The sequence below is a fragment of the Paracoccus methylovorus genome, assembly GCF_016919705.1.
Taxonomy (GTDB): domain Bacteria; phylum Pseudomonadota; class Alphaproteobacteria; order Rhodobacterales; family Rhodobacteraceae; genus Paracoccus; species Paracoccus methylovorus.
Map to the genome: position 1 here is coordinate 209632 of NZ_CP070368.1, position 24243 is coordinate 233874.

27 protein-coding genes are annotated in these 24243 nt (G+C 65.5%); 8 read left to right on the plus strand and 19 right to left on the minus strand.

The window, feature by feature from the left end; translation table 11 throughout:
* Position 1: 1 nt before the first annotated feature.
* Complete coding sequence (rimP, locus tag JWJ88_RS01000; RefSeq protein WP_205294266.1) at positions 2-610, minus strand: ribosome maturation factor RimP; 609 nt, start codon at positions 608-610, stop codon at positions 2-4.
* A gap of 204 nt (positions 611-814) precedes the next feature.
* On the minus strand, positions 815-1801 hold the full coding sequence (gene pip / locus JWJ88_RS01005; protein ID WP_205294267.1) for a prolyl aminopeptidase: 987 nt from the start codon (positions 1799-1801) through the stop codon (positions 815-817).
* Between the two features lie 51 nt (positions 1802-1852).
* Here pip and ubiG point away from each other — a divergent pair, with 51 nt between their 5' ends.
* A complete protein-coding gene (ubiG, locus tag JWJ88_RS01010) occupies positions 1853-2605 on the plus strand; it encodes a bifunctional 2-polyprenyl-6-hydroxyphenol methylase/3-demethylubiquinol 3-O-methyltransferase UbiG (RefSeq protein ID WP_205294268.1) in 753 nt (250 codons plus the stop codon).
* Between the two features lie 108 nt (positions 2606-2713).
* Here ubiG and JWJ88_RS01015 read toward each other — a convergent pair whose 3' ends face one another.
* Genes JWJ88_RS01015 through JWJ88_RS01030 form a run of 4 tightly spaced genes read right to left on the minus strand, consistent with a single transcriptional unit; the run spans position 2714 to position 5100 of the window.
* The gene (locus JWJ88_RS01015; protein WP_205294269.1) at positions 2714-3223 is read right to left on the minus strand and encodes a MarR family winged helix-turn-helix transcriptional regulator; all 510 of its coding nucleotides are present in this window, start codon (positions 3221-3223) and stop codon (positions 2714-2716) included.
* Positions 3220-4071, minus strand: a complete 852-nt coding sequence (locus JWJ88_RS01020; protein ID WP_205294270.1) for a carbon-nitrogen hydrolase family protein — start codon at positions 4069-4071, stop codon at positions 3220-3222. Before JWJ88_RS01020 ends, JWJ88_RS01015 begins: the two co-directional genes overlap by 4 nt.
* Positions 4068-4328 carry a glutaredoxin 3 gene (gene grxC / locus JWJ88_RS01025; RefSeq protein ID WP_205294271.1) on the minus strand — a complete coding sequence of 87 codons (261 nt, stop codon included), beginning with the start codon at positions 4326-4328 and terminating at the stop codon, positions 4068-4070. The genes JWJ88_RS01020 and grxC overlap by 4 nt, the downstream gene beginning before the upstream one ends.
* A 34-nt stretch (positions 4329-4362) precedes the next feature.
* Positions 4363-5100 carry a ComF family protein gene (locus tag JWJ88_RS01030; protein WP_205294272.1) on the minus strand — a complete coding sequence of 246 codons (738 nt, stop codon included), beginning with the start codon at positions 5098-5100 and terminating at the stop codon, positions 4363-4365.
* A 31-nt stretch (positions 5101-5131) separates the two neighbouring features.
* Between JWJ88_RS01030 and JWJ88_RS01035 the strand changes: the two genes are divergently transcribed.
* Both JWJ88_RS01035 and hemH read left to right on the plus strand, forming a co-directional pair.
* On the plus strand, positions 5132-5971 hold the full coding sequence (locus JWJ88_RS01035; RefSeq protein ID WP_205294273.1) for a methyltransferase domain-containing protein: 840 nt from the start codon (positions 5132-5134) through the stop codon (positions 5969-5971).
* Positions 5968-6999, plus strand: coding sequence for a ferrochelatase (hemH, locus tag JWJ88_RS01040; RefSeq protein ID WP_205294274.1), 1032 nt, complete (start codon positions 5968-5970; stop codon positions 6997-6999). The genes JWJ88_RS01035 and hemH overlap by 4 nt, the downstream gene beginning before the upstream one ends.
* A gap of 67 nt (positions 7000-7066) precedes the next feature.
* On the opposite strand, the gene JWJ88_RS01045 is transcribed toward hemH, so the two are convergent.
* Positions 7067-7720 (minus strand): L,D-transpeptidase, encoded by a 654-nt coding sequence (locus JWJ88_RS01045; RefSeq protein WP_205294275.1) that lies wholly within the window; start codon positions 7718-7720, stop codon positions 7067-7069.
* 225 nt (positions 7721-7945) lie between these two features.
* Here JWJ88_RS01045 and dalA point away from each other — a divergent pair, with 225 nt between their 5' ends.
* Positions 7946-8509: a divisome-associated lipoprotein DalA gene (dalA, locus tag JWJ88_RS01050; protein WP_205294276.1), complete on the plus strand. Its 564-nt coding sequence runs from the start codon at positions 7946-7948 to the stop codon at positions 8507-8509.
* Positions 8510-8714: 205 nt separating this feature from the next.
* Here dalA and JWJ88_RS01055 read toward each other — a convergent pair whose 3' ends face one another.
* From JWJ88_RS01055 to hslO, 8 genes are all read right to left on the minus strand, one after another.
* Entirely contained in the window at positions 8715-9257 is a 543-nt protein-coding gene (locus JWJ88_RS01055; protein ID WP_240200169.1) for a GNAT family N-acetyltransferase, read from the minus strand.
* The gene (locus JWJ88_RS01060; protein ID WP_205294277.1) at positions 9247-9510 is read right to left on the minus strand and encodes a YjhX family toxin; all 264 of its coding nucleotides are present in this window, start codon (positions 9508-9510) and stop codon (positions 9247-9249) included. Before JWJ88_RS01060 ends, JWJ88_RS01055 begins: the two co-directional genes overlap by 11 nt.
* Positions 9511-9840: 330 nt before the next feature.
* Positions 9841-10356, minus strand: a complete 516-nt coding sequence (locus JWJ88_RS01065; protein ID WP_205294278.1) for a L,D-transpeptidase family protein — start codon at positions 10354-10356, stop codon at positions 9841-9843.
* A 65-nt stretch (positions 10357-10421) separates the two neighbouring features.
* The gene (locus JWJ88_RS01070; RefSeq protein WP_205294279.1) at positions 10422-11642 is read right to left on the minus strand and encodes a class I SAM-dependent RNA methyltransferase; all 1221 of its coding nucleotides are present in this window, start codon (positions 11640-11642) and stop codon (positions 10422-10424) included.
* Positions 11639-13489, minus strand: a complete 1851-nt coding sequence (locus tag JWJ88_RS01075; protein ID WP_205294280.1) for an ABC transporter ATP-binding protein — start codon at positions 13487-13489, stop codon at positions 11639-11641. The genes JWJ88_RS01070 and JWJ88_RS01075 overlap by 4 nt, the downstream gene beginning before the upstream one ends.
* Positions 13489-14655 carry a CCA tRNA nucleotidyltransferase gene (locus tag JWJ88_RS01080; RefSeq protein ID WP_205294281.1) on the minus strand — a complete coding sequence of 389 codons (1167 nt, stop codon included), beginning with the start codon at positions 14653-14655 and terminating at the stop codon, positions 13489-13491. Before JWJ88_RS01080 ends, JWJ88_RS01075 begins: the two co-directional genes overlap by 1 nt.
* The gene (locus JWJ88_RS01085) at positions 14652-15236 is read right to left on the minus strand and encodes a CoA pyrophosphatase (RefSeq protein WP_205294282.1); all 585 of its coding nucleotides are present in this window, start codon (positions 15234-15236) and stop codon (positions 14652-14654) included. Before JWJ88_RS01085 ends, JWJ88_RS01080 begins: the two co-directional genes overlap by 4 nt.
* Positions 15236-16261 (minus strand): Hsp33 family molecular chaperone HslO, encoded by a 1026-nt coding sequence (gene hslO / locus JWJ88_RS01090; protein WP_205294283.1) that lies wholly within the window; start codon positions 16259-16261, stop codon positions 15236-15238. The genes JWJ88_RS01085 and hslO overlap by 1 nt, the downstream gene beginning before the upstream one ends.
* Before the next feature lie 224 nt (positions 16262-16485).
* Here hslO and rpe point away from each other — a divergent pair, with 224 nt between their 5' ends.
* The 3 genes from rpe to JWJ88_RS01105 are packed head-to-tail and all read left to right on the plus strand — an operon-like array spanning position 16486 to position 18835.
* Entirely contained in the window at positions 16486-17178 is a 693-nt protein-coding gene (rpe, locus tag JWJ88_RS01095) for a ribulose-phosphate 3-epimerase (RefSeq protein WP_205294284.1), read from the plus strand.
* Complete coding sequence (locus JWJ88_RS01100; RefSeq protein ID WP_205294285.1) at positions 17175-18374, plus strand: 3-deoxy-D-manno-octulosonic acid transferase; 1200 nt, start codon at positions 17175-17177, stop codon at positions 18372-18374. Before rpe ends, JWJ88_RS01100 begins: the two co-directional genes overlap by 4 nt.
* Before the next feature lie 41 nt (positions 18375-18415).
* On the plus strand, positions 18416-18835 hold the full coding sequence (locus JWJ88_RS01105; RefSeq protein ID WP_205294286.1) for a DUF1178 family protein: 420 nt from the start codon (positions 18416-18418) through the stop codon (positions 18833-18835).
* A 21-nt stretch (positions 18836-18856) separates the two neighbouring features.
* On the opposite strand, the gene JWJ88_RS01110 is transcribed toward JWJ88_RS01105, so the two are convergent.
* The 4 genes from JWJ88_RS01110 to JWJ88_RS01125 form a co-directional block, all read right to left on the minus strand.
* Positions 18857-19636 carry an ABC transporter ATP-binding protein gene (locus JWJ88_RS01110; protein ID WP_205294287.1) on the minus strand — a complete coding sequence of 260 codons (780 nt, stop codon included), beginning with the start codon at positions 19634-19636 and terminating at the stop codon, positions 18857-18859.
* Positions 19636-20670 (minus strand): FecCD family ABC transporter permease, encoded by a 1035-nt coding sequence (locus tag JWJ88_RS01115; RefSeq protein WP_205294288.1) that lies wholly within the window; start codon positions 20668-20670, stop codon positions 19636-19638. Before JWJ88_RS01115 ends, JWJ88_RS01110 begins: the two co-directional genes overlap by 1 nt.
* On the minus strand, positions 20667-21764 hold the full coding sequence (locus JWJ88_RS01120; RefSeq protein WP_205294289.1) for an ABC transporter substrate-binding protein: 1098 nt from the start codon (positions 21762-21764) through the stop codon (positions 20667-20669). The genes JWJ88_RS01115 and JWJ88_RS01120 overlap by 4 nt, the downstream gene beginning before the upstream one ends.
* A 63-nt stretch (positions 21765-21827) precedes the next feature.
* Positions 21828-23234: a YncE family protein gene (locus JWJ88_RS01125; protein WP_205294290.1), complete on the minus strand. Its 1407-nt coding sequence runs from the start codon at positions 23232-23234 to the stop codon at positions 21828-21830.
* A 151-nt stretch (positions 23235-23385) separates the two neighbouring features.
* Here JWJ88_RS01125 and JWJ88_RS01130 point away from each other — a divergent pair, with 151 nt between their 5' ends.
* Positions 23386-24219: an alpha/beta hydrolase gene (locus tag JWJ88_RS01130; protein WP_205294291.1), complete on the plus strand. Its 834-nt coding sequence runs from the start codon at positions 23386-23388 to the stop codon at positions 24217-24219.
* Positions 24220-24243 lie beyond the last annotated feature (24 nt).

Sequence of the window (24243 nt, forward strand, 5' to 3'; positions counted from 1 at the left end):
CTCACTCCTTCGCAGCGGCGTTGTCTTCGCCGGCTTCCGTTTCGATCTCGTCAAAGGCGGTTTCGTCCAGATTTTCTATCTGCACGCCCGCGTCCTTTTTCTGTCGCAGCATCTCGGCAATCAACTCGTCGGTCAGGACCAGCTTCGCATCGGAAAGCCAGTCGAAATTCAGCCCGATGGTATGCGCCTCGCCGCCCTCTTCGATGTTGAGCAGCACCTCGTCGCCCTCGACACCCGCCAGCATGCCCTTGAACCGCTTGCGTCCGTCGATGGGCTGGTTCGTCTCCAACCGCGCCTCATACCCTTCGAAGGTCTCGAAGTCCTTCAGCCGGGTCAAGGGCCGGTCGATGCCGGGGCTGGAAACCTCCAGATGATAGGCGTCCTCCAGCGGGTCCTCGACGTCCAGAACGGCGCTAACGGCGGTCGAGATATCGGCGCAGTCATCGACGTTGATGCCGCCTTCGGGCCGGTCGGCCATGATCTGCAAGGTGGCGGTCTTGCCGCCTTGCAGGCGAACGCGCACCAGTTCGAACCCCAGATCCTCGATGGCGGGGCCGATGATTTCGGCGAGACGCCGATCTATGGCGGTCTTGGCGATGAGGTCGCTCATGCTGATCCCCCAAATACAAAAAACGGGCCAAGGCGGCCCGTGCGTCTTACCGGTGGGCAGGTTGTGGACGCCTGCGCCGCTGTTGAGCCGCATATAGGGCGGCCTGCGAGCGATTGCAAGGAAAACCGCCGCGAGTCGCCGGAAAGCCCGCCGATCATCGTGCAAAGGTCGGATGCAGGGGGCGGCAAACCGGCCGACCGGGGGTCAGGCGCGCTGTGCCACATCCCGGAACCCATCCATGACTCGCACAAGCTCGGCAGCGATTCGCGGCTCGCTCAGCGCGTGGCCCGAGGCCGGGACCAGCCGCAACTCCGCCCTGTCCCAGCCCTCGGCCAGTTCCCAAGCGGCGCTTGGCGGGCAGACCATGTCATAGCGGCCCTGCACGATCACCGCGGGGATATGCTCGATGCGGTGGCGATCGCGCAAAAGCTGTCCCTCGTCCAGAAAACAGCCATGGGCGAAATAGTGATTCTCCAGCCGCGCGAAGGTGCGGGCATATTCAGGGGGCGCATGGCCCGGCCCGGTGATTTCCAGCCCGGCCAGCGCGTTTTCCCAGATCAGCCAAGGCAGGGCAAAGCGCGTCTCTTGCCCCCGGTCGCCGCTGAACAGCCGCCGGTAATAGGCGGCGATCATGTCGCCACGCTCGGCTTCGGGGATCGGAGCCTGGAATTCGGCCCAGCGGTCGGGAAAGAAACGCGCGACCCCGCCGCCATAAAACCAGTCCAGTTCGGCCCGCCGGCCAAGAAACACCCCGCGCAGCACCATGGCCTCGACCGTTTCGGGATGAGCCTGTGCATAAGCAAGCGCGAGCGTCGCGCCCCAACTGCCGCCGAACAGGATCGCACGCTCGATTCCCAGCGCGTGGCGAATGCATTCGATATCAGCGATCAGGTGCTGCGTGGTGTTGGCAATAACCGCGGCATGAGGCTGCGACCGGCCGCAGCCGCGCTGGTCGAACAGGATCGCCCGATAATGTGCCGGATCAAAGAAGCGCCGCATATAGGGGCTGCAGCCGCCGCCCGGCCCACCATGCAGCACGATGACCGGCACGCCGTCGGGGTTGCCGCTTTGCTCGACGTGCAGCCGATGGCCGTCGCCAACGTCGATCACCCGGCGGTCAAAGGGTTCGACCATCGGATGCAGCCTGCCATGCGACGACGTGCCGCCGATTTGCCCTGCCAATCTATCCATGGCACCACTATATAGCGCCTCGCGTGCGCCCGCCACATGAAGGACGGCCAGATGACCGAAAGACCAGTCCCCAGCAGCATCGACCCGGCCGAGGTCGCCAAGTTCCAGGCCATGGCGCGGGAATGGTGGGACCCGCAGGGCAAGTTCAAGCCGCTGCATATGCTGAACCCGACGCGGCTGGATTATGTCACCACGCAGATTGCGGCGCAGTTCGGCCGCGACCGGGCAGGGGCGCAGCCCTTTGAGGGGCTGACGATTCTCGATATCGGTTGCGGCGGCGGGCTGATGGCCGAACCGATGGCCCGGCTGGGCGCCACCGTCACAGGCGCGGATGCCGCCGAGGGCAATATCGCGGTTGCCCGCCTGCACGCCCAGGAACACGGCCTTGCCATCGACTATCTCGCGACCACGGCCGAGGCCCTTGCCGCCGAAGGCCGCCGCTTCGACGTGGTCATGGCGCTGGAGATTGTCGAACATGTCGCCGATCCCGCACAGTTCATCGCCACCTGCCGCGATCTGCTCGCGCCGGGCGGCATGCTGATCGTCTCGACATTGAATCGTACCGCCCGCAGCTTTGCCGCCGCCATCGTAGGCGCGGAATGGGTCATGCGCTGGCTGCCCAAGGGCACCCATGACTGGCGCCGCTTCATCACGCCCGACGAACTGGCGCAGATGACCCAGGGAACAGGGCTGCGCGTCGTGGATCGCTGCGGCATGGTCTTCAATCCGCTGGGCTGGAGCTGGGCGCTGTCGCATCGTGACCTGTCGGTGAACTACGTCCTGACGGCGCTGCACCAGAACTGACCCGGCCGCCCGCAACTGCCGCCAACCCCTCGGCCTCGGCACGCCACCGGACTTCTTCGTTGCCCAAATACCCATTCGGACGTTGCCACCAGTCACGGCGGGGCTACTTCAGCGCCCGCCTTGGCCGCGGCTTTCGTGGCGTACCGTCTCTTCCAGTTTCTTGCGCAGCATACGCAGGACCGGCAGCGCCGCCCGAACCCGGTCGGCTCCGATATCGCGCACCACATCGGCGATTCGCGGCATGAAGGCGGCCAGCGCGGCGTCGCGCGCCGCGCGTCCGGCCGGGCTGATGGCGATGAACTTGCGGCGTGCGTCGTCCCAGTCCGGGCGGATGTGGATATGGCCGGCCCACTCCAGGCGTGACAGGGTGTTGGTCATGGCGCCGCGGGTGACATGAAACGCCTCGGCCAGTTCGGCGGGCGTGCGTTCGACATTCAGATGCGCAAGCAGGTTCAGCACCGAGAAATGCGAAATCTGCATGCCCTTGGGCAACGCCTTGCCAATGAGGTCGCGCGCCAGTTGGTCGGCGATGAACACCTCGGAAAACATGCTTGCGGCCAAGGCGTCGGCCGAGGCTTCCGCCTGCCCTTCAGGGGTGTCTTGCGTTTTTTGGATCATGGGCCCGCGAAGTTCCGGTCATGCGTCAGCGATGGGATGCGGGACCGTGCCCCGAGAACCGCCGCGGGGTCAAGCGTCACTAAGATCACACCCGGCTCATCCCCTCCATCGGCCAGCACCCGGCCCCAGGGATCGACGGCCAGAGAATGGCCGTAGCTGCGGCGCGGCCGACGTTCAGGCTCGGCATGGCTTGCATGGGTGCCGCATTGCGCCGGGGCGAGCACGAAGCAACCGGTTTCGATGGCGCGGGCGCGCAAAAGCACCTCCCAATGCGCAGCGCCGGTGGTGTCGTTGAAGGCCGCCGGCACGGTCAGAACCTCGGCCCCCGCAATGGCCAGCCGGCGATAAAGCTGGGGAAAGCGCAGATCATAGCAGACGGTCATGCCGATCGGCATCGGGCCTTGGGCCAGCACCGCCCGGTCGCCGGGTCGAAAGGCTGCCGATTCGCGATAGGTTTCGCTGTCGGAAACCGTAACGTCAAACATGTGCAGCTTGTCATAGCGTGCCTTTATGCCGCCGTCCGGTGCGATCAGGAAGCTGCGATTGGCAAAACGCGTCTCGGCCGGATCGCCGGTTTTCAGCGACAGGGAACCGATCAGCAGCCATATGCCCAGATCGCGTGCATCCTGTCGCAGCGCGGCCAGCGTCGGATCCTCGGCCTCGGTGTGCAGGATGCGGTCCTGCAACTCGCGGCTGGCGCCCAGCACATTGGTGGCCTCGGGTGTAAGCACCCAGCTTGCCCCAGCTTGCGCCGCCTCGCGGATCAGCGCCCGCGTGACCGGCAGGTTGCGCCCGGGGTCGTCCGAGACGCTGAGTTGCACCAGCCCGGCCGTAATTGTCTCGCTCATGCCGTCAGGCCCAGAATCCCGTCCAGCTTACCCTTGCCATCCAACGCGTGCAGGTCGTCGCAACCGCCGATATGGCGGCCATCGATAAATATCTGCGGCACCGAGCGGCGGCCGGCGCGCTGGGTCATTGCGGCGCGGATCTGCGGATCGCGGCTGACGTCGGTTTCCTCATAGGCAATGCCTTTGCGCCGCAGCAGGGCTTTTGCGGCGATGCAATAGGGGCAGGTGGGTGTGGTATAGATTTCGACCTTGGACATAAGTGCGTTCCGATATTGCGTGTTCCGTCCCTATCTAGGTATCCTTCACCGCCCGCGCCAGAACCACGACAGAGATCGGTCCCGCCCCCGCCCCCATCAGCGCCTTGGCCGAGGCGCTCAGCGTTGCGCCCGAGGCCATCACGTCATCCACCAGCAATACCGCCCGCCCCTGCACGCGCGGGGCCATGCGCCCGGGCACGGCGATCGCGTCCTTCAGGTTGGCGAAACGGTCGCCGACGCTGCCATGGTCCTGCATCGGCGTGTGCCGCAATCGTCGCAGGGCGCCCGGCAGATGTTGCAACCCATGCACGTGGGCAACCTGGCGCGACAGCATCTCTGCCTGATTGTATTTTCGTTTCAGCAGACGGCGCAGATGCACGGGCACCGGAACCACAACGGTGTCTGGCTGCACCAGCGGCAGGGCTGCCCGGGCCACCCAGTTTCCCAGCGCAGGTACCAGATCCAGCCTGTCGCCATGTTTCAGCATCAGCGCAAGCCGGCGTCCCGTCCCGCGATAGGTCAGTGCTGCCCGCCCCTGCTGCCATGGCCGTGGCAACGCCAGACAATCGTCGCAGACAAGCAGCCCTGCCGCTTCGTCCTCGGCGTCGCCAGAGCCTTCGCAGGGCAGGGGTGCGCCGCAGCGGGTGCAGCAGGTGGCCTGTATGAATTCAGCCTCGGGCCAGCAGACCGGGCAAAGCCCACCCTCTTCGGCCACCGGTGCGCCACAGCACAGGCATTGCGGAGGATAGACCAGCCGCAATGCGCCTTTCATCAGGGCGCGAAGCCCCCTATGTTGCGCCCCCATGATGCCTGACCGCCCCCTTTCTGCTTCCAGCCTGACCGATCGTCGCATGCTCGACCGGAACCGCGCTCGGTCCCTGCGCCTTGGACCGGTCGATTTCCTGCATCGAATCATTGCCGACGAGATCGAGGATAGGCTGGCCGCGGTTAACAGAAAGTTTAGCGACATCGCCGTCGTCACCGGTCACCCGCATTTCTGGCGCGACATATTGCCCGGCGCGAAAATCGTCACCGATATGCCCACGCTGGAACTTGAGCCCGAAGCGCATGATCTGGTGATCCATGCAATGGCCCTGCATTGGGCCGAGGACCCGGTCGGCCAGATCGCACAGGCCGCGCGTGCGCTGCGGCCAGACGGGCTGTTCATCGCAGCCTGTGCCGGGGGGCGCACGCTGCACGAACTGCGCGAATCGCTGACTCAGGCCGAGGTCGAAGTCTCGGGCGGGCTGTCCCCCCGCGTCCTGCCGATGGGCGAGATCCGCGACCTTGGTGGGCTTTTGCAGCGCGCCGGGTTGGCGCTGCCGGTTGCCGACCAGATCACCCAGATCGTCAGCTATCGCAGCCTTTTCCATCTTGCGCATGACCTGCGCGCCATGGGCGAGGGCAACGCGCTGGCGCAGCGGCTGCGTCGCCCGACGCGACGAGATGTCCTGTTGCGCGCCGCCGCGCTTTATTCTGAACATCACCCCGACCCACAGGATGAAACACGCATCCAGGCGACCTTCGATCTGGTTTTCCTGACCGGATGGGCGCCCGACGCCAGTCAGCAAAAACCGCTTCGCCCCGGCTCGGCCAAGATGCCGTTGGCCGAAGCTCTTGCCAGCACGAGAAAGCCTGAATGACCCTGCCCGAGCACGCCCCCGCCAGCCACCCCGAAATTCCCGCCCGCAAGATCGGTGTGTTGATCGCAAATCTGGGCACGCCCGATTCGCCCGATTACTGGCCCATGCGGCGCTATCTGAACGAGTTTCTATCGGACAAGCGCGTCATCGACCTGCCCCGATGGAAATGGCAGCCGATCCTGCAAACCATGGTGCTGACAAAGCGGCCCTTCACCTCGGGTGCCAACTACCGCCTGATCTGGAACAACGAGGCGAATGAAAGCCCGCTGATGACCATCACCAAGGAACAGGTGGCCGGCCTGCGCGAGCGGGCAGCGGCGCTTTGGGGCGACCGGGTCATGGTCGATTACTGCATGCGCTACGGCAATCCCTCGACGCCAGAGGTGGTGAACCGGATGGTCAAGGCAGGCTGCGACCGTATCCTGTTCTTTCCGCTTTATCCGCAATATGCGGGTGCGACGACGGCGACCGCGAACGACCAGTTCTTCCGCGCCTTGATGGAGCAGAAATGGCAGCCGGCCTCGCGCACCGTGCCGGCCTATTTCGACCGGCCCGATTACATCGCGGCGCTGGCGGGGTCGGTCGAACGTGCTTTGCAGGGGCGCCAGCCGCGCAAGCTGGTTGCCAGCTATCACGGCATGCCGAAACGCTATCTGATGGAGGGGGACCCCTATCACTGCCAGTGCCAGAAGACCTCGCGTCTGTTGCGCGAAAAGCTGGGCTGGGACGAGGGGGTGATCGACACCACCTTCCAATCGGTTTTCGGCAACGAGGAATGGCTGCGCCCCTATACGGTCGAGCACGTCGCCGAACTGGCAAAACAGGGCATCACGGAAATCGCGGTGATCTCGCCTGCCTTCTCGGCCGATTGTATCGAGACGCTGGAGGAGATCCAGGGCGAGATCCGAGAGGCCTTCATCCATGCCGGCGGCAAGGAATTCACCTATATCCCCTGCCTGAACGCCGAACCGGCCCATATCGATGTGCTGACCGCGATCATTGGGGAAAACCTGGGCGGCTGGATCTAGGCACAGACAAAAAAGGCCCCCTCGGGGGCCTTTCGATTTCGCTGCCAGGCAGGTGCATGAACGCTCGTCAGATCAGCAGCACCTGGGTGCCGATGTTGGTGAGGTCGTACAACTGCTGGATATGCTCGTTGTAAAGACCGATGCAGCCATTCGAGGACTTGCGCCCGATCTTGCGCGTGTCATGCGTGCCGTGGATGCGGTAATACTGCCAGCTTAGCCAAAGTGCATGGGTGCCCAGCGGGTTGTCGGGTCCCGGAGGCACGAAGTCCGGCCATTCGGGGTTGCGCTTCTTCATCTCTGGGGTGGGTGCCCAGCTTGGGCCGACGACCTTCTTGATGATCTCGGTGCGGCCGGTGCGGGTCAGGTCCGAGCTGACCGGGACCGAGGTCGGGAACAGCTTGTAGACCGTCTGGTCCTCGGACCAGAAGTGCAGAGCGCGCGAGGTCAGGTCGACCAAAACCGCGCCATGGGTCAGATCCTTGAAGTAAGGCTGCCAGTCCTGCATGCGGAAGCTGGAGATGTTCCGGCGCGAATCCTGCGCTGCATCGTATTGCACCACGCCCGCATCCGGGGTGGCGCCACCCGCCGTGCCCTGCAACGGCTGGCCGGTATAGGGGTCGATCGATTGCGCGATAGCCGGGGCCGCCAGTCCTGCCGCCCCCATCGCCACCGATGCAGTCAGAAATTTCCGGCGCGAAACCGGACTTTTCGGCGTGATCATGTGTCGCTCCTGATATTGACGGACCGCTTATTGCGGCCTTCTGTGCCCGAATATGTGTTAGGTCTTGCTGAACGGGGATTTACGCCCCCGGCTGGCACCATGCAATTCAAACAAGCGTCATTGTCGCAACAGAGTCGCAGCCTGTTGCGCTCACGCAATCTTGGGTTTGAAGCGGGTCGTGCGCTTTTGTATGGCTGTCACAAACATCCTCTGGGACAGGACATCATGCTGAAACTCTCTACTCTGGCGCTCGTGTCGGTGCTGGCCCTTGCGGCTTGCCAGCAGCCCCAGCAGCAACTGGGCCCCGATGGCCAGCCGCTGCCGGTTGCCTATCGGATTACCGCTCGCGAAGAGGCGCAAATTCCCGGGCGAGTCCTGGGCCAGATCAATGCGCTGCGTGCCAATGTCGGGGCACCGGCCATGGTGCAGAACCCGATGCTGGATGCCGCGGCCAAGGCCCACGCCAACGATATGGCGGCGCAGAACCGGGCCTGGCATTTCGGCTCGGACAGTTCTTCGCCGCTCGACCGGGTGCGGCGCCAAGGCTATTCGGGCCATCTGATCGGCGAAAACATTTCGGAAACCTACGAGAACGAGATCACGACCCTGAACGCCTGGATGCAGACCCGCGATACGCGCGACGTGATCATGGACCCGCGTGCAACGGACCTGGGCATCGGCTGGTATCAGGAGCCGTCGGGCAAGATCTGGTGGGTGCTGGTCACCGGCGGTGCGGGGGGCATGGCGACGACGATGGCCGGAGGATTTGCGCCGGGTGCCGGCATCTGAATTTTGCGGCGCGGCTTTGCAGGGCCGCGCTTTTCGCCTGAATTATAAGCTGGGTTGCCGGTCGGATTGGGCGGTGATCGCGGCAGTGAGCCTTGCGCTATGTATTTGGAAGTAGCACTGCCTGACGCAAAGAACCCTAAGTGGGCGTTCATCTGCAAGCGGGATTGCCCGGGCCGCACTGTCGGCTGTGCGGCCCGGGCTTGCGTTACCCTTGTTGCTTCAAACCGAATGCGGGGTGATGGATCAGTTCGCCTTGGGGGTCCACGGCATCGAACGGCAGGGCCTGAACGAACTCGGGCGGACAGTCACCCACCCCCAGTCCCGAAAAGGCACTAAAGCCAAACCGGCCATAGTATCGGGGATCTCCGACCAGCGCCGCCCCCTTGCAGGTCGCCCGCAACCGCAAGACTGCCTCGGCCATGAGGGCGCTGCCGATCCCCTCCCCGTGCCTCGACGGCAGGACTGCAAGAGGGCCGATCAGACCCCAGTCGCACTCGACCCCGATCCGCGCCATTGACGCGGCGAGATAGCCGACCACATCGCCCCCGTCTTCGGCCACCAGAGACAGGATAAGGGCGTCCTCTGCCCTCAACCTGTCGACGATATCCGCATCGGTGATATCCGGATTGGTGATATTCGCCTCGGTTCCGCTGGTTTGCGGCAGCATCAGCATGGCCTCGGTCACAATCGCCCGGATCGCGGGGATGTCGCTGTCGATTTCATTTCGAATCAGAATGTTATGCTCCACGATTGTCGAGTTGCGCGCGGACGGAAAGGCGGCCGCGTTTTGAGATGCGATACGGGCTGCCGGATCGGGATTCGATCAGCTGCTTGCGCCGCAATCTGCTGAAGATCGCCATGTCGAAATCGGAAAGGATCATCCCTTCGCGAGTGACGCAGGTGACCGAGATGATCTTGGGACCGTCCTCGCGCTGGTGCAGGATACGGCCGCCAAGAGCCAGAACGTGCAGCGCACGTTGTTCATGTCTTGATATGTTCATGGAAGTCTCGTGTGATAGACGTGAGAAAACACGCGGGCGCAGATGCACCCGGCGGCTTTGGCTTCACGAGGCTCTCTGAGGTTCAGAGAGCTTTATCACACAAGCTCTGACATCCAGTCTCCGTTGTCCGGGAGACGAACTCTGCCGCCACCCGGAGCGCAGGATAGACAATGCTGGCGATGATCTCAACGAGGCGGAATGACGCGCTCACAAATGTCTGAATTGTCCTGTATTGCCGCGGGCCTGCGACCTGCCTGACCCTTTCATCCCCAATAGAAAAAGCCCCGCCGGGATATGCGGGGCTTTTGTCGTTTCCACCGGCTGTGGCGTTTACGGATAGATGAAGATCGGCACGCCCGGCCGCAGCATAGTGAAGATCTCTTCGATCTCTTGATCGGTGACGGCGATGCAACCGGCGGTCCAGTCTGCGCGGTTCAGCGCCCGCCCCTCGGGGCCGAGGCCGTGGATGAAGATGTCGCCACCCGGCCGGGCACCTACGGCCACGGCATTGGCGATATCCTGCGCCGACGGATAAGAGATGCCAACCGACAGGTGATAGCGGCTGCGCGGATTGAAGCGGTCGATGAAATACATTCCCTCAGGCGTACGGCCGTCGCCTTCCAGCTGCTTGGGACCGACCGGCTGGCCGCCAAGCTGGATCTTGTAGCTTTTGATGACTTCTCTGCCGCTGACGAGATACATCTTGCGGTCGGCCTTTTTCACCACGACCTGCGTGATGGGCGGACCCTGATAGGTCTTGCTTGGTTGGAGACTGTCCCCACCGCCGCAACTGGCCAATATGGCCAATGCGGCAACCGCGAAGAATGCGCGAATTGCCCGAATCATCACTGCCCTCTGTGTGCGCTATGCGCTTCGTTTTGTTATGAAATACCACAGAGGTGAAGATTTCGCTAGCGTCGGTGAAATTCCGCGACAGTCTCGACATGCGGCGACCAGCGGAACTGATCGACTACGAAAAGTCGGTCGATCACATAGCCGCCCTCGGCAAGAATCCGCGCATCCCTTGCGAAAGTAACGGGATCGCAGCTGACCCACGCCAGAGTCGGAACCTCCGAGCGGGCGATTTCGCGGGCCTGTGCCTCGGCCCCCGCACGGGGCGGGTCGATCACGATTGCGTTATAGTCCAGCTCGTCAGGCAAAAGCGGGCGTCGCGCCAGATCGCGAATCTCGGTCGTGATTCGGTGCAGCCCCTGTGTGTTTCGGGCAGCGTGATCCAGTGCCTGAAGCGGTGCGGCCAGCCCTTCGACGGCATGCACATCGGCCGTATCGGCCAGTGGCAGCGAAAAAGTGCCGCAGCCCGCGAAAAGGTCCAGCACCCGCCCGGCGTCGCGCAAGATGTTGCGCACGGCGGCGAGCAAAGCCGCCTCACCCTCGGCGGTGGCTTGCAGGAAACTGCCCGGCGGGGGCACCACCCGGGCGCGGCCCATGGGCAGCGCGGGCGGGCGACGGGTGATGGATTGCCCGTCCCAGCTTAGCCGCGCCAGATCGCCCTGATCCGCCAGTGCCGCGAGGGTATGGAACAGCGCCGGATCTGCCGGCTTGCCGCCGGTCACGTTCACGTCCAGCCCTGCCGGCGTATCGGTCACGGTCAGCGACAGTTCGGCCGAACGCGACGCACCGGCAATGACCAACTGACGCAGCAGCGGTAGCGCGGCCTGAATCGCCGGCCGCAGGACATGGCAATCGGCGATGTCTACGATCACGTCCGAGGCGCGGGCGTGAAAGCCCAAAAGCGCGCCCTTTTTCGTCCGCCGCCCCGACAGCACTGCCCGTCGGCGCGAGTGCGGGGGCGAGACATGCACCCCGGCAACAGATGCCGAAAGCCCCTGTGCCCGCAGCGCCTCGGTCACGACACCGACCTTCCAGCCCTTCACGAAATCCTCAGAGCCATGCATCAGCGAGCAACCGCCGCAGGCGCGGTAATGTGGGCAGGTCGGGCGCACACGCTGGGCCGAGGGCAGCACGATCCGGGGGCTGGCAATGCGGCCGTCCGTGGCCTCGCCCTCGATCTGTTCGCCGGGCAGGGTCAGCGCGGCCAACGCACGTCGGTCCCCGGCAACAGCCACGCCATCGCCTTTGCGACCCAGCCGCTCGACAGTCCAAAGCGTCACTCGGCCGCCTCCGCCGGATCGTCGTCGGTGCCCAGAAAGCCACCCGATTGGCGGTTCCAATAGCGCGCATAGGTGCCGTGCAGCGCCAGCAGCTCGGCATGCGTGCCCTGTTCGACGATCCTCCCGGCCTCCAGCACCACGATGCGGTCGAGTTCGGCGATGGTCGAAAGCCGGTGGGCAATGGCCAGCACCGTCTTGCCCTGCATGGCGCGGTGCAGCGCGTCCTGAACCTGTGCCTCGACCTCGCTGTCCAGCGCCGATGTCGCCTCGTCCAGCACCAGAATGGGCGCGTTCTTAAGCAGCGCGCGGGCAAGAGCGATACGCTGGCGCTGCCCGCCGGAAAGCTTGACGCCACGCTCGCCCAGATGCGCCTCATAGCCGGTCCGGCCCATGTGGTCGCGCAAGGTCAGGATAAACTCATGCGCCTCGGCCGCCTTCGCGGCGGCGATGATCTCGTCCTCGCTGGCGTCGGGACGGCCGTAGAGGATGTTGTCATGCGCCGAGCGGTTGAACATGGCGGTTTCCTGCGTGACCATGGCGATATTGCGCCGCAGGCTTTCCTGCGTCACCGCGCGCACGTCATGGCCGTCCACCCGCATCTGGCCATTTTCCACGTCGTAAAGCCGCAAAAGCAGTGAGACCATGGTGGACTTGCCGGCCCCCGAGGCGCCGACGATCCCCAGCTTTTCTCCGGCGCGAATATGCAGGTCGAGGTCGCGGATGCCCCCCGTGGCCTGGCCATAGGCGAAATCGACGTGATCGTAGTCGATCTGTCCCGCGACACGGCCCAGCACGACGGCGTCGGGCGCATCTGTCAGCGCATGGGGCGGGGCCAGGGTCATCATGCCGTCCTCAACCTCGCCGATCGAGCCCCAGACCCCCATCAGCGCCATGCTGACCCAGCCGGTCATCTGTGCCAGCCGCATTGCGATGGCGCCGGCCGCCGCGATGTCGCCCGCCGTAGCCTGCCCTTGCCGCCATAACAGGATCGTGCCGCCGACCAGAATGACCGGCAGCGCGCCGGCAATGGTCATCAACGACAGCCGGAACCAAGTCGAGACGCGGCCGAAATCCAGTGCGCGTTCGCGAAAGCCGGCCATGGCGCCAAGTGCGGCCCGGTCTTCGTGCTCGGCATGGGCGAAAAGCTTGACCGTCTTGATATTGGTGATCGTATCCACGACCTGACCCGTCACCATGGCCCGCGCCGAGGCGCGGCTTGCCGAGCGGGTGCGGATGCGCGGCAGGAAAAAGCGGATCAGCACCACATACGAGCCCAGCCACAGTATCAGCGCCAGCGCACCCCAGCCGTCGACCGAAACCAGAAACGCTGCCGAGCCGATTACCGAGGCCAGCGCGAAGGCCACCACGTTGACGAATTCCGTGGCCACATCCGTCACGGCGCGGGCGGTTTGCATCTGCTTTTGCGCAATGCGGCCGGCGAAGTCATTGTCGAAAAAGGTCACCGAATGGCCCATGGTCCAGCGATGCAGCCGCGACAGTACCAGGGGCAGGATGTTCGGCCCGATGATGACGCTGGAACTGGCGGTGGACAGCCCAAAGATGATCGGGCGGACCAGCAGGAAGAAGATGCCAAAGCCCAGGATCAGCCCGCCCTGTTCGGCCCAGATAAGCTCGGCGGGGGTCGAGACCACCGCATCGATCACCCATCCCAGCAGCACGGCCGAGAATACATCGGCCAGCCCCCCGAGTGCCGAGGTCGCGGCCGCCAGCGTCAGCCCGCGCCACGCACCCGACAGGCACCAACCGAAAAAGGGCAGAAGCCGGCGTGGCGGGGGGCCATCTGCCGGACGAAAGGCGTCGATCATGCGGGCAAAGAAATTATGCATCAGGCCTTGGCCTCTTGTTGCAATGCGATCCGCAGCAGGGCGTCGCGCGGCAGGGTGAAATCGCTTTCGACAAATGCGGCCTCAGCCCGGTGCAGTGCCTCGCCTAATGCGGGACCGGACAGCGCGGGCATCAGGTCGCGGGCAGTCAGCGGGAATTTTGCTGCCGCCCCACGCGCCAGTTCGTGGCACCAGCCAAAGGCGGGCTTTACACCATGGGCGGCGCGGATCAGCACCGATTGCGCGGCAAAGGCGCGGCCCAGCCGATAGGCGGCGACGGGTGCGGGCAGGGTCAGCGCCTGTGCGATGTGGTCCTGTGCGCGGGTCTCGTCCCGCGACAGGCGCAGAGCCTCGGCGGCATGTTGCGGCGCCAGCAGAGCAAGGCGACGGGGCCAGACGGGCAGGGCGCCTGCGCCGTATTCCTGTTCGATCTCGATCAACTCGGCCAGATCGCTTGCATCCGCGCCGGGCAGGACCAGCGGCAGCACGCCCGACTCGGCCATCAAGGCCACTGCGCGCGAGGGATCGGGGGCGTTCAGCAGCTTGCGGATTTCGTGCCCGATACGTTCTTTGGAGATGCTGGAGAGCCCGCCCCGCAATTCGCGGCAGGCCGCAAGCGCGGTAAGATCGGCTTCGCGCCCATACCACGCCAGCAGGCGGAAAAAGCGCAGGATGCGCAGATAGTCCTCGGCGATGCGGGCGTGCGGGTCGCCGACAAAGCGCAGCCGCCGCGCGGCCAGGTCCGGCAGGCCGCCGACGGGGTCCAAAACCTGACCCGACGCGGTCGCGTAAAGCGCGTTCATGGTAAAGTCGCGGCGATGCGCGTCATCCTCGATCCGGTCGGAATAGGCGACCACCGCGCGGCGGCCGAAGGTTTCGACATCGCGGCGAAAGCTGGTGACTTCAAAGCCCCGGCCATCGGCAATGACGGTGACGGTGCCATGTTCGATGCCCGTGGGAACCGTGCGCAGCCCGCCAGCCTCGGCCAGCCGGATCGTCTCGTCAGGTCGGGCCGAGGTCGAGATGTCGACATCGGCCACCGGCTCTCCCAGCAGCGCATTCCTGACCGCGCCGCCCACGATCAGCACCTGCGCGCCCTTGGCCGAAAGTGCGGCCAGAACCTGTTTCAGGGCCGGATCGTCAAGAAAGGGCGCGGTCAGACGGGTCATGCGGAAAGCCTTGTCGCAAGGGAATGCAGCACGCGGGCAGTGGCGCCCCAGATATAATATGGCCCCCAGGGGGCGACGTAATAGTCGCGCCGGGCACCCTGCCACATCCGCCCCTCGATATGATAGCTGGCGGGATCGGAAATATGGGCAAAGGGGACGGTAAAGACCTCTTCGACCTCGCCGGCTTCGGGGACGGGGCGAAAGGGGCCATGCACCAGTGCCAGCACCGGGGTCATGGCAAAGCCGGTAACGGTGCGATGTGGCGGCAGGATACCCAGCACCTCGACTTGCGTGGGGTTCAGGCCGACCTCTTCGTTTGCTTCGCGCAGGGCGGCGGCGATCTCATCGGCATCGCCGGGATCGACCTTGCCGCCGGGCAGGGCGATCTGGCCGGGATGGTGGCGCAGGCTGCTGGCGCGCTTGGTCAGGATCAGCCGGCCATCGACCGCGTCAAAGGCCGCAAGCACGCCGGCGGGGTGCAAGACCACCTCGCCCGGCGGGGTGACGCCAAGATCGAAGTCGGACGAGGGCCCCGTCGGGTGCGACAGGGCCCGCATCAGTTTATCCCGAATGGCCGACATCAAAGTGCAGCCCGGTTTTCCCCGGCCTCGCCCTTGGGCAGCGGGTTGCCCTCGGCGTCGATCACCGCCTCGAAGCCAAGGCTTTTCGGATCGAATTCGTAATGCGCGCCGCAGAACTGGCAATCGGCGGTGACGATGCCGTCTTCGTTCGTCATATGGGCGATGTCCTTGGCCGAATAGATCGACAAAGTGCCGCGCACGCGCTCGGCATCGCAAGAACAGCCAAAGACCAGAGGCTGTGGATTGAAGGCGGTCGGCTCTTCCTCGTGGAACAGGCGGAAAACCAGATTGGGCAGCGGCAGTGCGGCATCCACCAGTTCCATCGCCTCGACCGTGGCCATCAGCATGGTGGCGCGGTTCCAGTCCTCGGATTGCGCGCCTTGCAGGATGTCGGCGGATTGCAGGTCGTCGCCCTGGGGCGCGGCGTGGCTGGTGGCGGGCAAGGTTTGCAGCATGATGCCGCCGGCGCGCCAGTGTTCGTTTTGCTGGCCGGGCTGGCGGGCGCGGCCGACAGTCAGTTCGAACCGGGTCGGAAGCTGCTCGGACCGTTCGAAATAGGTCTGGGCGCAGGTGGCGAGCGAGCCGCCGGCCAGCGGCGTCAGGCCCTGATAGGGGGTCGTCCCCTCGCCCTGGTCGATCAGAACGGCGAAATAGCCTTGGCCAAGCTGGTCAAAACCGGGAAGGCCCTCTTGCAGGCGACCTTCGTCGAAGCTGGCCCAGGCACGCATGCGGGCGGGGCCGCCCTCGGTTTCCGGGGCGTAGTAATCTGTAGCGATGGTGCGAATGGCGCCGTTGCCGCGCACCTGAAGCGATAGTTTCCACCGCAGCTTGACGGTCTGGCCGATCAGCGCGGCCAGTGTGGTGAGCTCTGCCACCATAGCGCTGACCGGGACCGGATAGTCGTGGCGCGACAGGATATGTTCGAGCAACGGCCCGAGGCGGGCGACGCGGCCGCGCATGTCCGAGCGTTCCAACTGAAAGGGCAACATCGTGTCCTCCCAGGAAAAGTCCTTCGTTTCGGTCATCATAAGTCCTTCGGATAGGGATGCGCAGGGGCGGGCGGCGGCCCGGCGCTTTGGCACCAATATAGGTCCTGCGCGGGAAAGCCCAAGGGGGCGCTGCCCCCGCCGCGCGTGCCGCGCGCCTCCCCCGGGGTATTTGGGCAACGAAGAAGACCGGACATTCGTGCGAGTTGACGGCTGCCGGCCTTCGGCGGTAACCGGGAGCGGCTATGTGCAGGGAGCCAGCCATGACATTCGATCGCCGCATCAAGATCGCGCCCTCGATCCTTTCCGCGGATTTCGCAAATTTCGGGCAGGAATGCCGGGCCATCGAGGAGCAGGGAGCCGACTGGGTCCATGTCGATGTGATGGACGGGCATTTCGTGCCGAACCTGACCTTTGGTCCCGCCATGTGCAAGGCGATCCGGCCGCATATCCGGGGCGTGATGGACGTGCATCTGATGATCGCCCCCGTCGATCCCTATATTCAGGCCTTTGCCGAGGCGGGCAGCGACATCATCACCGCCCATGTCGAGGCCGGGCCGCATGTCCACCGCACGCTTCAGGCCATTCGCGGCGCTGGGGCCAAGGCCGGGCTGGCGCTGAACCCCGGCACGTCGGCCGAGGCCGCGCGGCCCCTGCTGGACGACGTCGATCTGATCTGCGTCATGACGGTGAACCCCGGCTTCGGCGGGCAGAAGTTCATCCACAGCCAGATCGAGAAGGTGCGCGAGTTGCGCGCCATGATCGGCGACCGTCCGGTTCATATCGAGATCGACGGCGGGGTGGATCCGGTGACGGCCCCCTTGGTCGCTGCGGCGGGTGCGGATGTGCTGGTCGCGGGTTCGGCGGTGTTCCGGGGCGGCTCGGTGTCCAACAGCGCCCACTATGGCGAGAATATCCGCGCCATCCGCGAGGCCGCCGAGGCCGCCCTGCGTTGATCTGGCGCGGCGCCACGGCGCTGGCTGGCGGGGCGTTGGGGCTGACCGCGCCGCTGGCCGGTGCGGATTGGCGCGAGCGGCTGGCGCTGGCCGGTCCCGAAGTTGCCCCGGGCGGGATCTGGCTGCATGCGGCGAGCGTGGGCGAGTTGACCTCGGCCCGGGTGCTGGCCGAGGAACTGGCGCGGGAATTTCCGATCACCGTGACCACGAACAGCCTGACCGGGCGCGATCTGGCGCGGCGGCTGGGCTATCCATACGCGTTGGCGCCGCTGGATGTGCCGCAAGCCGTGCGGCGCTTTCTGGATCGGGTTCGCCCTGCGGTGCTGGTCACGGTCGAGAACGAGCTTTGGCCCAACCGCTCGGCCATGGCGATGGCGCGGGGTGTGGCGCAGGTGGTGGTGGGCGCGCGGATCTCAGCGCGTTCGGCGGCCCGCTGGAGGCGGCTGCCGGGGCTGATCGGGCCGATGTTGCAGCGCATCGATGCGCTTTCCGCGCAAGATCCGGGCAGCGAGGCGCGACTGTTGGCGTTGGGGCTGCGACCGGATGCGCTGACGCCCCGGCTGAACCTGAAGCTGCTGGCCCCGGCGCGGATCGATCCGGGGCAGGATGTGCCGGGCAGGTTTCGGACCGTGCTGGCGGCCTCGACCCATGAGGGCGAGGATACGGTGATGCTGGACGCATGGGCGCGGGCCCGTGACGCGGTGCCGGACCTGCGGCTGATACTGGCGCCCCGCCACCCCGGGCGGGGCGATGCCGTAGCGGCCCTGATCGCCGCGCGGGGGCTGGAGTTTGCCCGCCGCAGCCAGGGCGGTGAACCGGGGGTGCCCGTGCTGTTGGCCGATACGCTGGGCGAGATGGCGCTGTGGTATCGCGCCGCGGGCATCTGCATCACCGGCGGCTCTTTCGCCGATCACGGCGGCCATACGCCATGGGAGCCGGCCGCTTGGCGTTGCGCCATCCTGCATGGTCCACATGTCGCCAATCACGCCGCCGATTACGCCGATCTGGAGAAGGCGGGCGCGACGCAGGGCTGCGATGCGGCGGCGTTGCCGCAGGTGCTGGCGGCATTGGTTCAGGATGCGGCAGGCCAGCGGCGCATGGGTGCGCAGGCACGGGCGGAGTTGTTGGCGCGGGCTGGCAATCCCGCAACGTTGATCGCACGGATCAGGCGGCTGGGGCGCCGCGACCTTGCATAAACTATTGCACGCCCCGATATTTATTGGGGAAAGGAGCCGAAATGATCCGCTATACCCTGCGCTGTGACAAAGGCCATGAATTCGATGGCTGGTTCCGGTCTTCGGACGGGTTTGAAAGCCTGCGCGCCGCGAGTCAGGTCACATGCGCGCATTGCGGTTCGGCCGGGGTGGAAAAGGCGCTGATGGCCCCGCGCGTCGTTCAGGCACGCAACGATACCCCGGACCTGCACACGCCGCGAAACGACCACGAGGCTGCGCTGGAAAAGCTACGCCACCATATCGAGGAAAACTCGGACTATGTCGGCATGTCCTTTGCCGCCGAGGCGCGCGCCATTCATGAGGGTCTGGCCCCCGAACGCGCAATCCATGGCGAGGCAAAGCTTGAGGACGCCAAGAAGCTGCTTGAGGATGGCGTGCCCGTCGCGCCCTTGCCGTTTCGCATGCGCCAGCGCGCGCATTGATCGCGTCGCGCTGACCCTTGGTCAGCAGGGGGCGTGTTCACCGTCGATCAGCACCATGATGCGGCCGCGCGAACAGCGTTCGACCCGTGCCTCGACCCCATAGACCTGGGCCAGAAGCTGCGGCGTAAGCACCTGTTCCGGGGGGCCTTCGGCATGGGTATGTCCGCCGTGGATCAGCACGATCCGGTCGGCCCATTGCGCGGCAAGCGCCAGGTCGTGCAGCACGGCGACCACGATGCGCCCTTCGCCTGCCAGCCGCCGCAGTTCCGACAACAGCCGCACCTGCCGCGCCAGATCCAATGCGCTGGTGGGTTCGTCCAGAAGCAGCAGGCGCGGATCGCGCACGATCGCTTGCGCCAGACTGACCATCTGTCGTTGCCCGCCCGACAGCGCGGACAAAGGTTCCAGCGCCAGCGACGCAATGCCCAGCTTGTCCAGCACCGCCATGGCTGTGGTATCGGCCTGTCGCGCGCCCACGGCATCGCCCGACCGCAGGGCGGCGATCACGCTTTCCAGCGCCACCAGCGACGAACTGGCAGGCAGGCTTTGCGGCATGAAGCCGATCATCCGTGCCCGCTCGTGCATGGGCGTATGGGCAATATCCTTGCCGTCCAGCAAGACCTGCCCACGATGGGGCTGTAGCTGGGCGATGGCGCGCAACAGCGTGGATTTCCCGGCGGCGTTCGGACCGGCCAGCACCGTGACCTCGCCCGGGCGCAGAAGCGGCAGGTCCAGCCCCTCCAGCACCACGCGGGTGCCGTAGCGGACCGAGATGCCGCGGGCCAGCAACCCCTCCTGCATCAGCGCCGCCTTCCGCGCAGGATCAGCGCGAAAAAGATCGGCAGCCCGATCAGCGAGGTGACAAGGCCAACCGGCAGCAGCACCCCCGGCACCAGTGTCTTGGAAAGCGTCGAGGCCAGCGACATGACCAGCGCGCCGGTCAGCAGGCTGGCGGGCAGGAAGACGCGGTGGTTTTCGCCCACCAGCATGCGGGCGATATGCGGACCGGCAAGTCCGACAAAGCCAATGACGCCGACCATCGACACGGCCGAGGCCGCCAGCAGGCTGACCCGCAAAAGTGTCCAGCGCCTGAGCCCGGTCACATCGACGCCAAAGCTTTTCGCCTGATCCTCGCCCAGCCGCAGGGCGGTCAGCTTCCACGCCGCGCGGAACGAGAAGGGGACCGCGACCACCAGCACCACGCCGATCAGCACCACACCGGGCCATTGCGCCGAGGCGAGGCTGCCCATGGTCCAGAACACCAGTTGTTGCAGCGCATCGGCAGAGGCCACGAATTGCAGCAGCGACAGCAGCGCGGCGGCGGTAAAGTTCAGTGCCACGCCGAACAGGATCAGCACCTCGGGACCGCCGCCGCGAATCCGCCCCAAAAGCTGCAACAGCCCCAGCGCACCAAGCGCGAACAGGAAGGCATTGCCCGAGACGCTCCAGACCGGGGGCAGGCCGGGCACGGTCAGGCCCAGCACGATTGCCACTGCCGCGCCCAGTGCGGCCGATGAGGACACGCCCAGCGTGAACGGCTCGGCCAGCGGGTTTTCCAGCACGGTCTGCATCTCGGCTCCGGCCAGCGCCAATGCGGCGCCCACCAACAGCGCCATGCAGGCGACGGGCAGGCGGACGTCCCAGACGATGACCTGAGTGCCGCGCGTGACCTCGCCCCCGGTCAGGGCGCGCAGCGTATCGGCCAGCGGCAGTCCGGCCGGGCCGGTGACCAGATCCAGCAGCAACGCCGCCAGTGCCGCCAGCGCCAGCACGCCCACCAAAAGGGCGTTGCGCCGGCTTTGCCGGTGATAGCGCTGCAGGATGGCGTCGCTCATTGTTCGGGTGTCACCCACCAGGTCCCCGGCACGGTGACGGGCAGAAAGCGTGCGTTGATCTCGGCCAGCGTGGCTGCGGGATCGACGTCCTGAAACAGGTCGGGATGAAAGGTCTTGGCCAGATATTCGATCAGCGCGATATGCACCGGCGAATCGTTGAACAGGTGCCAGACGCCTGCCACGCGCCCTTCCTCGACCGCGCGCAGCGACGAAAAGCCGGGCGCCGAGATCAGCTTGTCGAAACTTGCCTGTGCGGTGTCTGCATCGACGCCCGAGCCCAGCACCAGCCCACCCCGCACCGCCATATGCGTGCCGCCGGTCGCGATATAGACGTCCGGGTCGGCCCCGATCAGATATTCCAGGCTGACGTTGCCCAGCACGCCCTTGACGGTGTCGTTGCCGATGTTCTGCCCACCCGCGGTGGTGATGAAGTCATGAAACACCCCGGTGCCGACGGTCGAGCAGCAGCTCTGCGGGGCGGCATGGACGTGAAAGAACACACGCGGCCGGGTAATGTCGGGCGCGGCAAGGCGGTCGCGGATGCGCGCAAGCCGGGCTTCGTAGAAATCGGCGAATTCCTCGGCACGTTCCTCGGCGCCGATCAGCTTGCCCAGAATCTGCAGGCTGGGGATCGAATTTTCCTGCGGATGCGAGAAGAAATCGACATAGGCGACCGGAATCCCCGCCGCCTCGATCTGCTGGCGGGCGACCTCCATGCCGGGATCACCCTGGTCGATCAGCGTCAGCACCACCAGATCGGGATGCAGCGCGATGATCGCCTCGGCCGAGATGTCGCGATTGCCCGAGCCGACGGGGCGGATCTCGTCGATATCGGGGAATTTCTCGCGGTAAGCCTGCATCGTCGGCTCGTCCAGCGCCTTGTCGAGACGCCAGCCGGTGACCAGCGACACCGGATCGTCGTGGATCAGCCCCAGTACCGTCAGGTGCCGCCCCTCGCCCAGCACGATGTGGCGGGCGGGTTCAGGCAGATGAACGACGCGCCCCAGAATGTCGGTGGCCACCACATCCGCCACGGCAGAGCCAAATGAGGCGATCAGGGCAAGGGCGGCAAGCAGCGGGCGGGTCAGTGTCATGGCGGATCCGTTGGCTCATGCGCCGGGGCGCGGCAAGGCGCCCCGGCAGGGTCGACGCCCCTCTTACTCCGTGGCGGGGGTGATGCGCCAGATGCGGTCGCCCGACTCGTCGTTTTCGCCGCGCGACTTGTTGACCGCCCAGACGTTGCCCTTGCCATCGGCGCGCAACTGGTTGGGGAAGCTGCCGGCGTCGAGGTTGGCGACGATCTCGCCCTCGGGGCTGACGACGCTGATGGTGCCGGCGCCGCGGTTGGCGACATAGGCGTTGCGGCTTACCGGCTCGAAGGCGACGTTCAGGGGGCCGGCGCCCACGGCGACATCATGGATCACCTCGCCGGTTTCTGCCTTGACGATCAGCAGGTTGTCGGTGGCCTGCGAGGCGACGAAGATCAGCCCTTCCTGCGGGTCGTAGGCCACGCCCGAGGCGGACTTGGCACCCGGCAGAGCGATCACCCTGACCTCGCCCGAGGTCAGATCGACGATGGCGGCCTCGGGTGTGGACAGGCTGACGGTGACCAGCTTGCCTCCCTGCTCGTCGATGTCCAGCGCCATGGTCGAGAACTCTTCGCCGCGAATCTGCGACTGGATGGTGATCGGTTCCAGCGGCTCCAGCGTCTTGGTGTCGAAAACCTTGATCTCGGGCGTGCCCGTGGCGCTGGCATAAGCGCGGCTGTTGGCCTCATCCACCACCACATCGCGGGCATGGGGCACCGAACCCGGCTCGAACTGCTTGACCAGCGACAGGTCGGACTGCTTGTAAACAGCAGCCGTGTTCTGACGGGTGTTGGTCACCCAGACGTGGCCGTGCGCGTCATCCACATCGATGCCATAGACAGCCAGAAGCCCGGCATCGCTGCCATCGGGGCGGGCGGGGGCGGCGGCGGGGGTGACCTCGGCCTCGACCTTCAGCGTCTCGGGGTTGACCTTGACCAGTTTCGATTCCTTGACCGGCGGCCGGCCGACGGCGCTGGTCGCGAAGGCGGCATTGGCGGCTTCGCTGAATTTCACCTGATAAAGACCGCGCGCCGCCGGCTCGCTGACGACCGAGAACTTCTCGGCGCCCGCAACCGCCACTTCGGGCGAGATTTTCAGCTCGACCACGTTAGCCGACGCAGGGTTTTCGGTGATGACCACGATGGGCTGCAGGCCGGTTTCGGCATCGGCATCAATGTCGAGCGCAAAGCTGAACTTGCCTTCGGCGTCGACGGCGATCGGCTCGGCGGTCAGTGCGTTGGGGCCGCGCATCAGCGTGACGGTCTGGCCGGGGATCAGGTTTTCGCCCTCGATCAACGCCTTGCCGCCCTTGTGGACCGGGGCGCGCTCGACGCCGCCGGCCGAAACGCGGCCAGCAAAATCGACCAGCGGCTTGGTAAAGACGGTATCGGCCAGGACCGGGCCCGAAATCACCGAAAGTGCAAGCGCAGACGCCCCCAGCAGGGTGCGCATCGAGGGCCGTGATGGATGTGCCATGAGAAACTCCTTGAAAATAGATCAGGTCTCGCTTTGGCTGACCCCGGATCAGGGCTGGCTTCGATCAGCGCGCAACCTATATTCCTGACCGTCCTTGTCAACTAACGCTGGCAGGAGGTTGGATATTCGCAAGCAGAGGAATTGTCACAATATGTCGCAGCAGGGACGGGTCGGACCGGATCACGCCAGAAAACAGGCCGAACTTCGGATATTTGAGACCGGCGCGCCCACGCATGAGCTTTCGCAAAAGGTGGTGGCGGTCGGTCCCGGTTACCGGCTGTTTCTGGCAGTTCCCAAGGCGCCCGCGCCCGAACAGGGATGGCCGGTGCTTTATATGCTGGATGGCAATGCGGCCTTTGATTTCCTGACGCCCGAGCATCTGGCGCTGGTGCCGGGGCTGATGATCGTCGGCATCGGCTATGACATCGACCGCCAGTTTGCGCGCGAATTGCGCACGCAGGATTTCACCGCGCCTGATGGGCCGGGCGACGGTCTGCGCCCCGATCACGTCCATGAAGGCCGTGTGGCCGGTGGTGCGGCGATCTTTCACGACAGGCTGACCGGCCCTTTGCGCGCCGCGGCCGAAGCAGGGCTGCCAGCGAATCCGGCCCGCCGCACGCTTTGGGGGCACAGTTTCGGCGGGCTCTTCACGCTTTACGCGCTGCTGGCACGGCCGGCCGGCTTTGCCCGCTATGCTGCGATCAGCCCCTCGATCTGGTGGGACGAGGCGCTGATTCGCCGGGTGGCGCAGGAGGCCGCGGCTGCTTCGCTACCCTTGCTGGTGGCGCTGGGCGATCGCGAGAAACGCTCGGGCAGCGATGGCCCGCCCCCCGATGGCCCTGCGCCCGCGACCATGCAATTTGTCGCGGATCTGGCCGACCATCCCGGCCATCAGGCGCAGGTTCATGTGCTGAAGGGGCATATCCATATCCAGACACTTGCGGGTTCCTTTCCGCTGGTCCTGCCTTTTGCCGCCACGGATTAACCGGATCTTCAGGCTTTCCTGCTT

Bases quoted from the DNA above. Each gene is read 5' to 3' on its own strand.
- rimP (WP_205294266.1), bottom strand. From the start codon at position 610: ATGAGCGACCTCATCGCCAAGACCGCCATAGATCGGCGTCTCGCCGAA.
- pip (WP_205294267.1), bottom strand. From the start codon at position 1,801: ATGGATAGATTGGCAGGGCAAATCGGCGGCACGTCGTCGCATGGCAGG.
- ubiG (WP_205294268.1), top strand. From the start codon at position 1,853: ATGACCGAAAGACCAGTCCCCAGCAGCATCGACCCGGCCGAGGTCGCC.
- JWJ88_RS01015 (WP_205294269.1), bottom strand. From the start codon at position 3,223: ATGATCCAAAAAACGCAAGACACCCCTGAAGGGCAGGCGGAAGCCTCG.
- JWJ88_RS01020 (WP_205294270.1), bottom strand. From the start codon at position 4,071: ATGAGCGAGACAATTACGGCCGGGCTGGTGCAACTCAGCGTCTCGGAC.
- grxC (WP_205294271.1), bottom strand. From the start codon at position 4,328: ATGTCCAAGGTCGAAATCTATACCACACCCACCTGCCCCTATTGCATC.
- JWJ88_RS01030 (WP_205294272.1), bottom strand. From the start codon at position 5,100: ATGAAAGGCGCATTGCGGCTGGTCTATCCTCCGCAATGCCTGTGCTGT.
- JWJ88_RS01035 (WP_205294273.1), top strand. From the start codon at position 5,132: ATGATGCCTGACCGCCCCCTTTCTGCTTCCAGCCTGACCGATCGTCGC.
- hemH (WP_205294274.1), top strand. From the start codon at position 5,968: ATGACCCTGCCCGAGCACGCCCCCGCCAGCCACCCCGAAATTCCCGCC.
- JWJ88_RS01045 (WP_205294275.1), bottom strand. From the start codon at position 7,720: ATGATCACGCCGAAAAGTCCGGTTTCGCGCCGGAAATTTCTGACTGCA.
- dalA (WP_205294276.1), top strand. From the start codon at position 7,946: ATGCTGAAACTCTCTACTCTGGCGCTCGTGTCGGTGCTGGCCCTTGCG.
- JWJ88_RS01060 (WP_205294277.1), bottom strand. From the start codon at position 9,510: ATGAACATATCAAGACATGAACAACGTGCGCTGCACGTTCTGGCTCTT.
- JWJ88_RS01065 (WP_205294278.1), bottom strand. From the start codon at position 10,356: ATGATTCGGGCAATTCGCGCATTCTTCGCGGTTGCCGCATTGGCCATA.
- JWJ88_RS01075 (WP_205294280.1), bottom strand. From the start codon at position 13,489: ATGCATAATTTCTTTGCCCGCATGATCGACGCCTTTCGTCCGGCAGAT.
- JWJ88_RS01080 (WP_205294281.1), bottom strand. From the start codon at position 14,655: ATGACCCGTCTGACCGCGCCCTTTCTTGACGATCCGGCCCTGAAACAG.
- JWJ88_RS01085 (WP_205294282.1), bottom strand. From the start codon at position 15,236: ATGTCGGCCATTCGGGATAAACTGATGCGGGCCCTGTCGCACCCGACG.
- hslO (WP_205294283.1), bottom strand. From the start codon at position 16,261: ATGACCGAAACGAAGGACTTTTCCTGGGAGGACACGATGTTGCCCTTT.
- rpe (WP_205294284.1), top strand. From the start codon at position 16,486: ATGACATTCGATCGCCGCATCAAGATCGCGCCCTCGATCCTTTCCGCG.
- JWJ88_RS01105 (WP_205294286.1), top strand. From the start codon at position 18,416: ATGATCCGCTATACCCTGCGCTGTGACAAAGGCCATGAATTCGATGGC.
- JWJ88_RS01110 (WP_205294287.1), bottom strand. From the start codon at position 19,636: ATGCAGGAGGGGTTGCTGGCCCGCGGCATCTCGGTCCGCTACGGCACC.
- JWJ88_RS01115 (WP_205294288.1), bottom strand. From the start codon at position 20,670: ATGAGCGACGCCATCCTGCAGCGCTATCACCGGCAAAGCCGGCGCAAC.
- JWJ88_RS01120 (WP_205294289.1), bottom strand. From the start codon at position 21,764: ATGACACTGACCCGCCCGCTGCTTGCCGCCCTTGCCCTGATCGCCTCA.
- JWJ88_RS01125 (WP_205294290.1), bottom strand. From the start codon at position 23,234: ATGGCACATCCATCACGGCCCTCGATGCGCACCCTGCTGGGGGCGTCT.
- JWJ88_RS01130 (WP_205294291.1), top strand. From the start codon at position 23,386: ATGTCGCAGCAGGGACGGGTCGGACCGGATCACGCCAGAAAACAGGCC.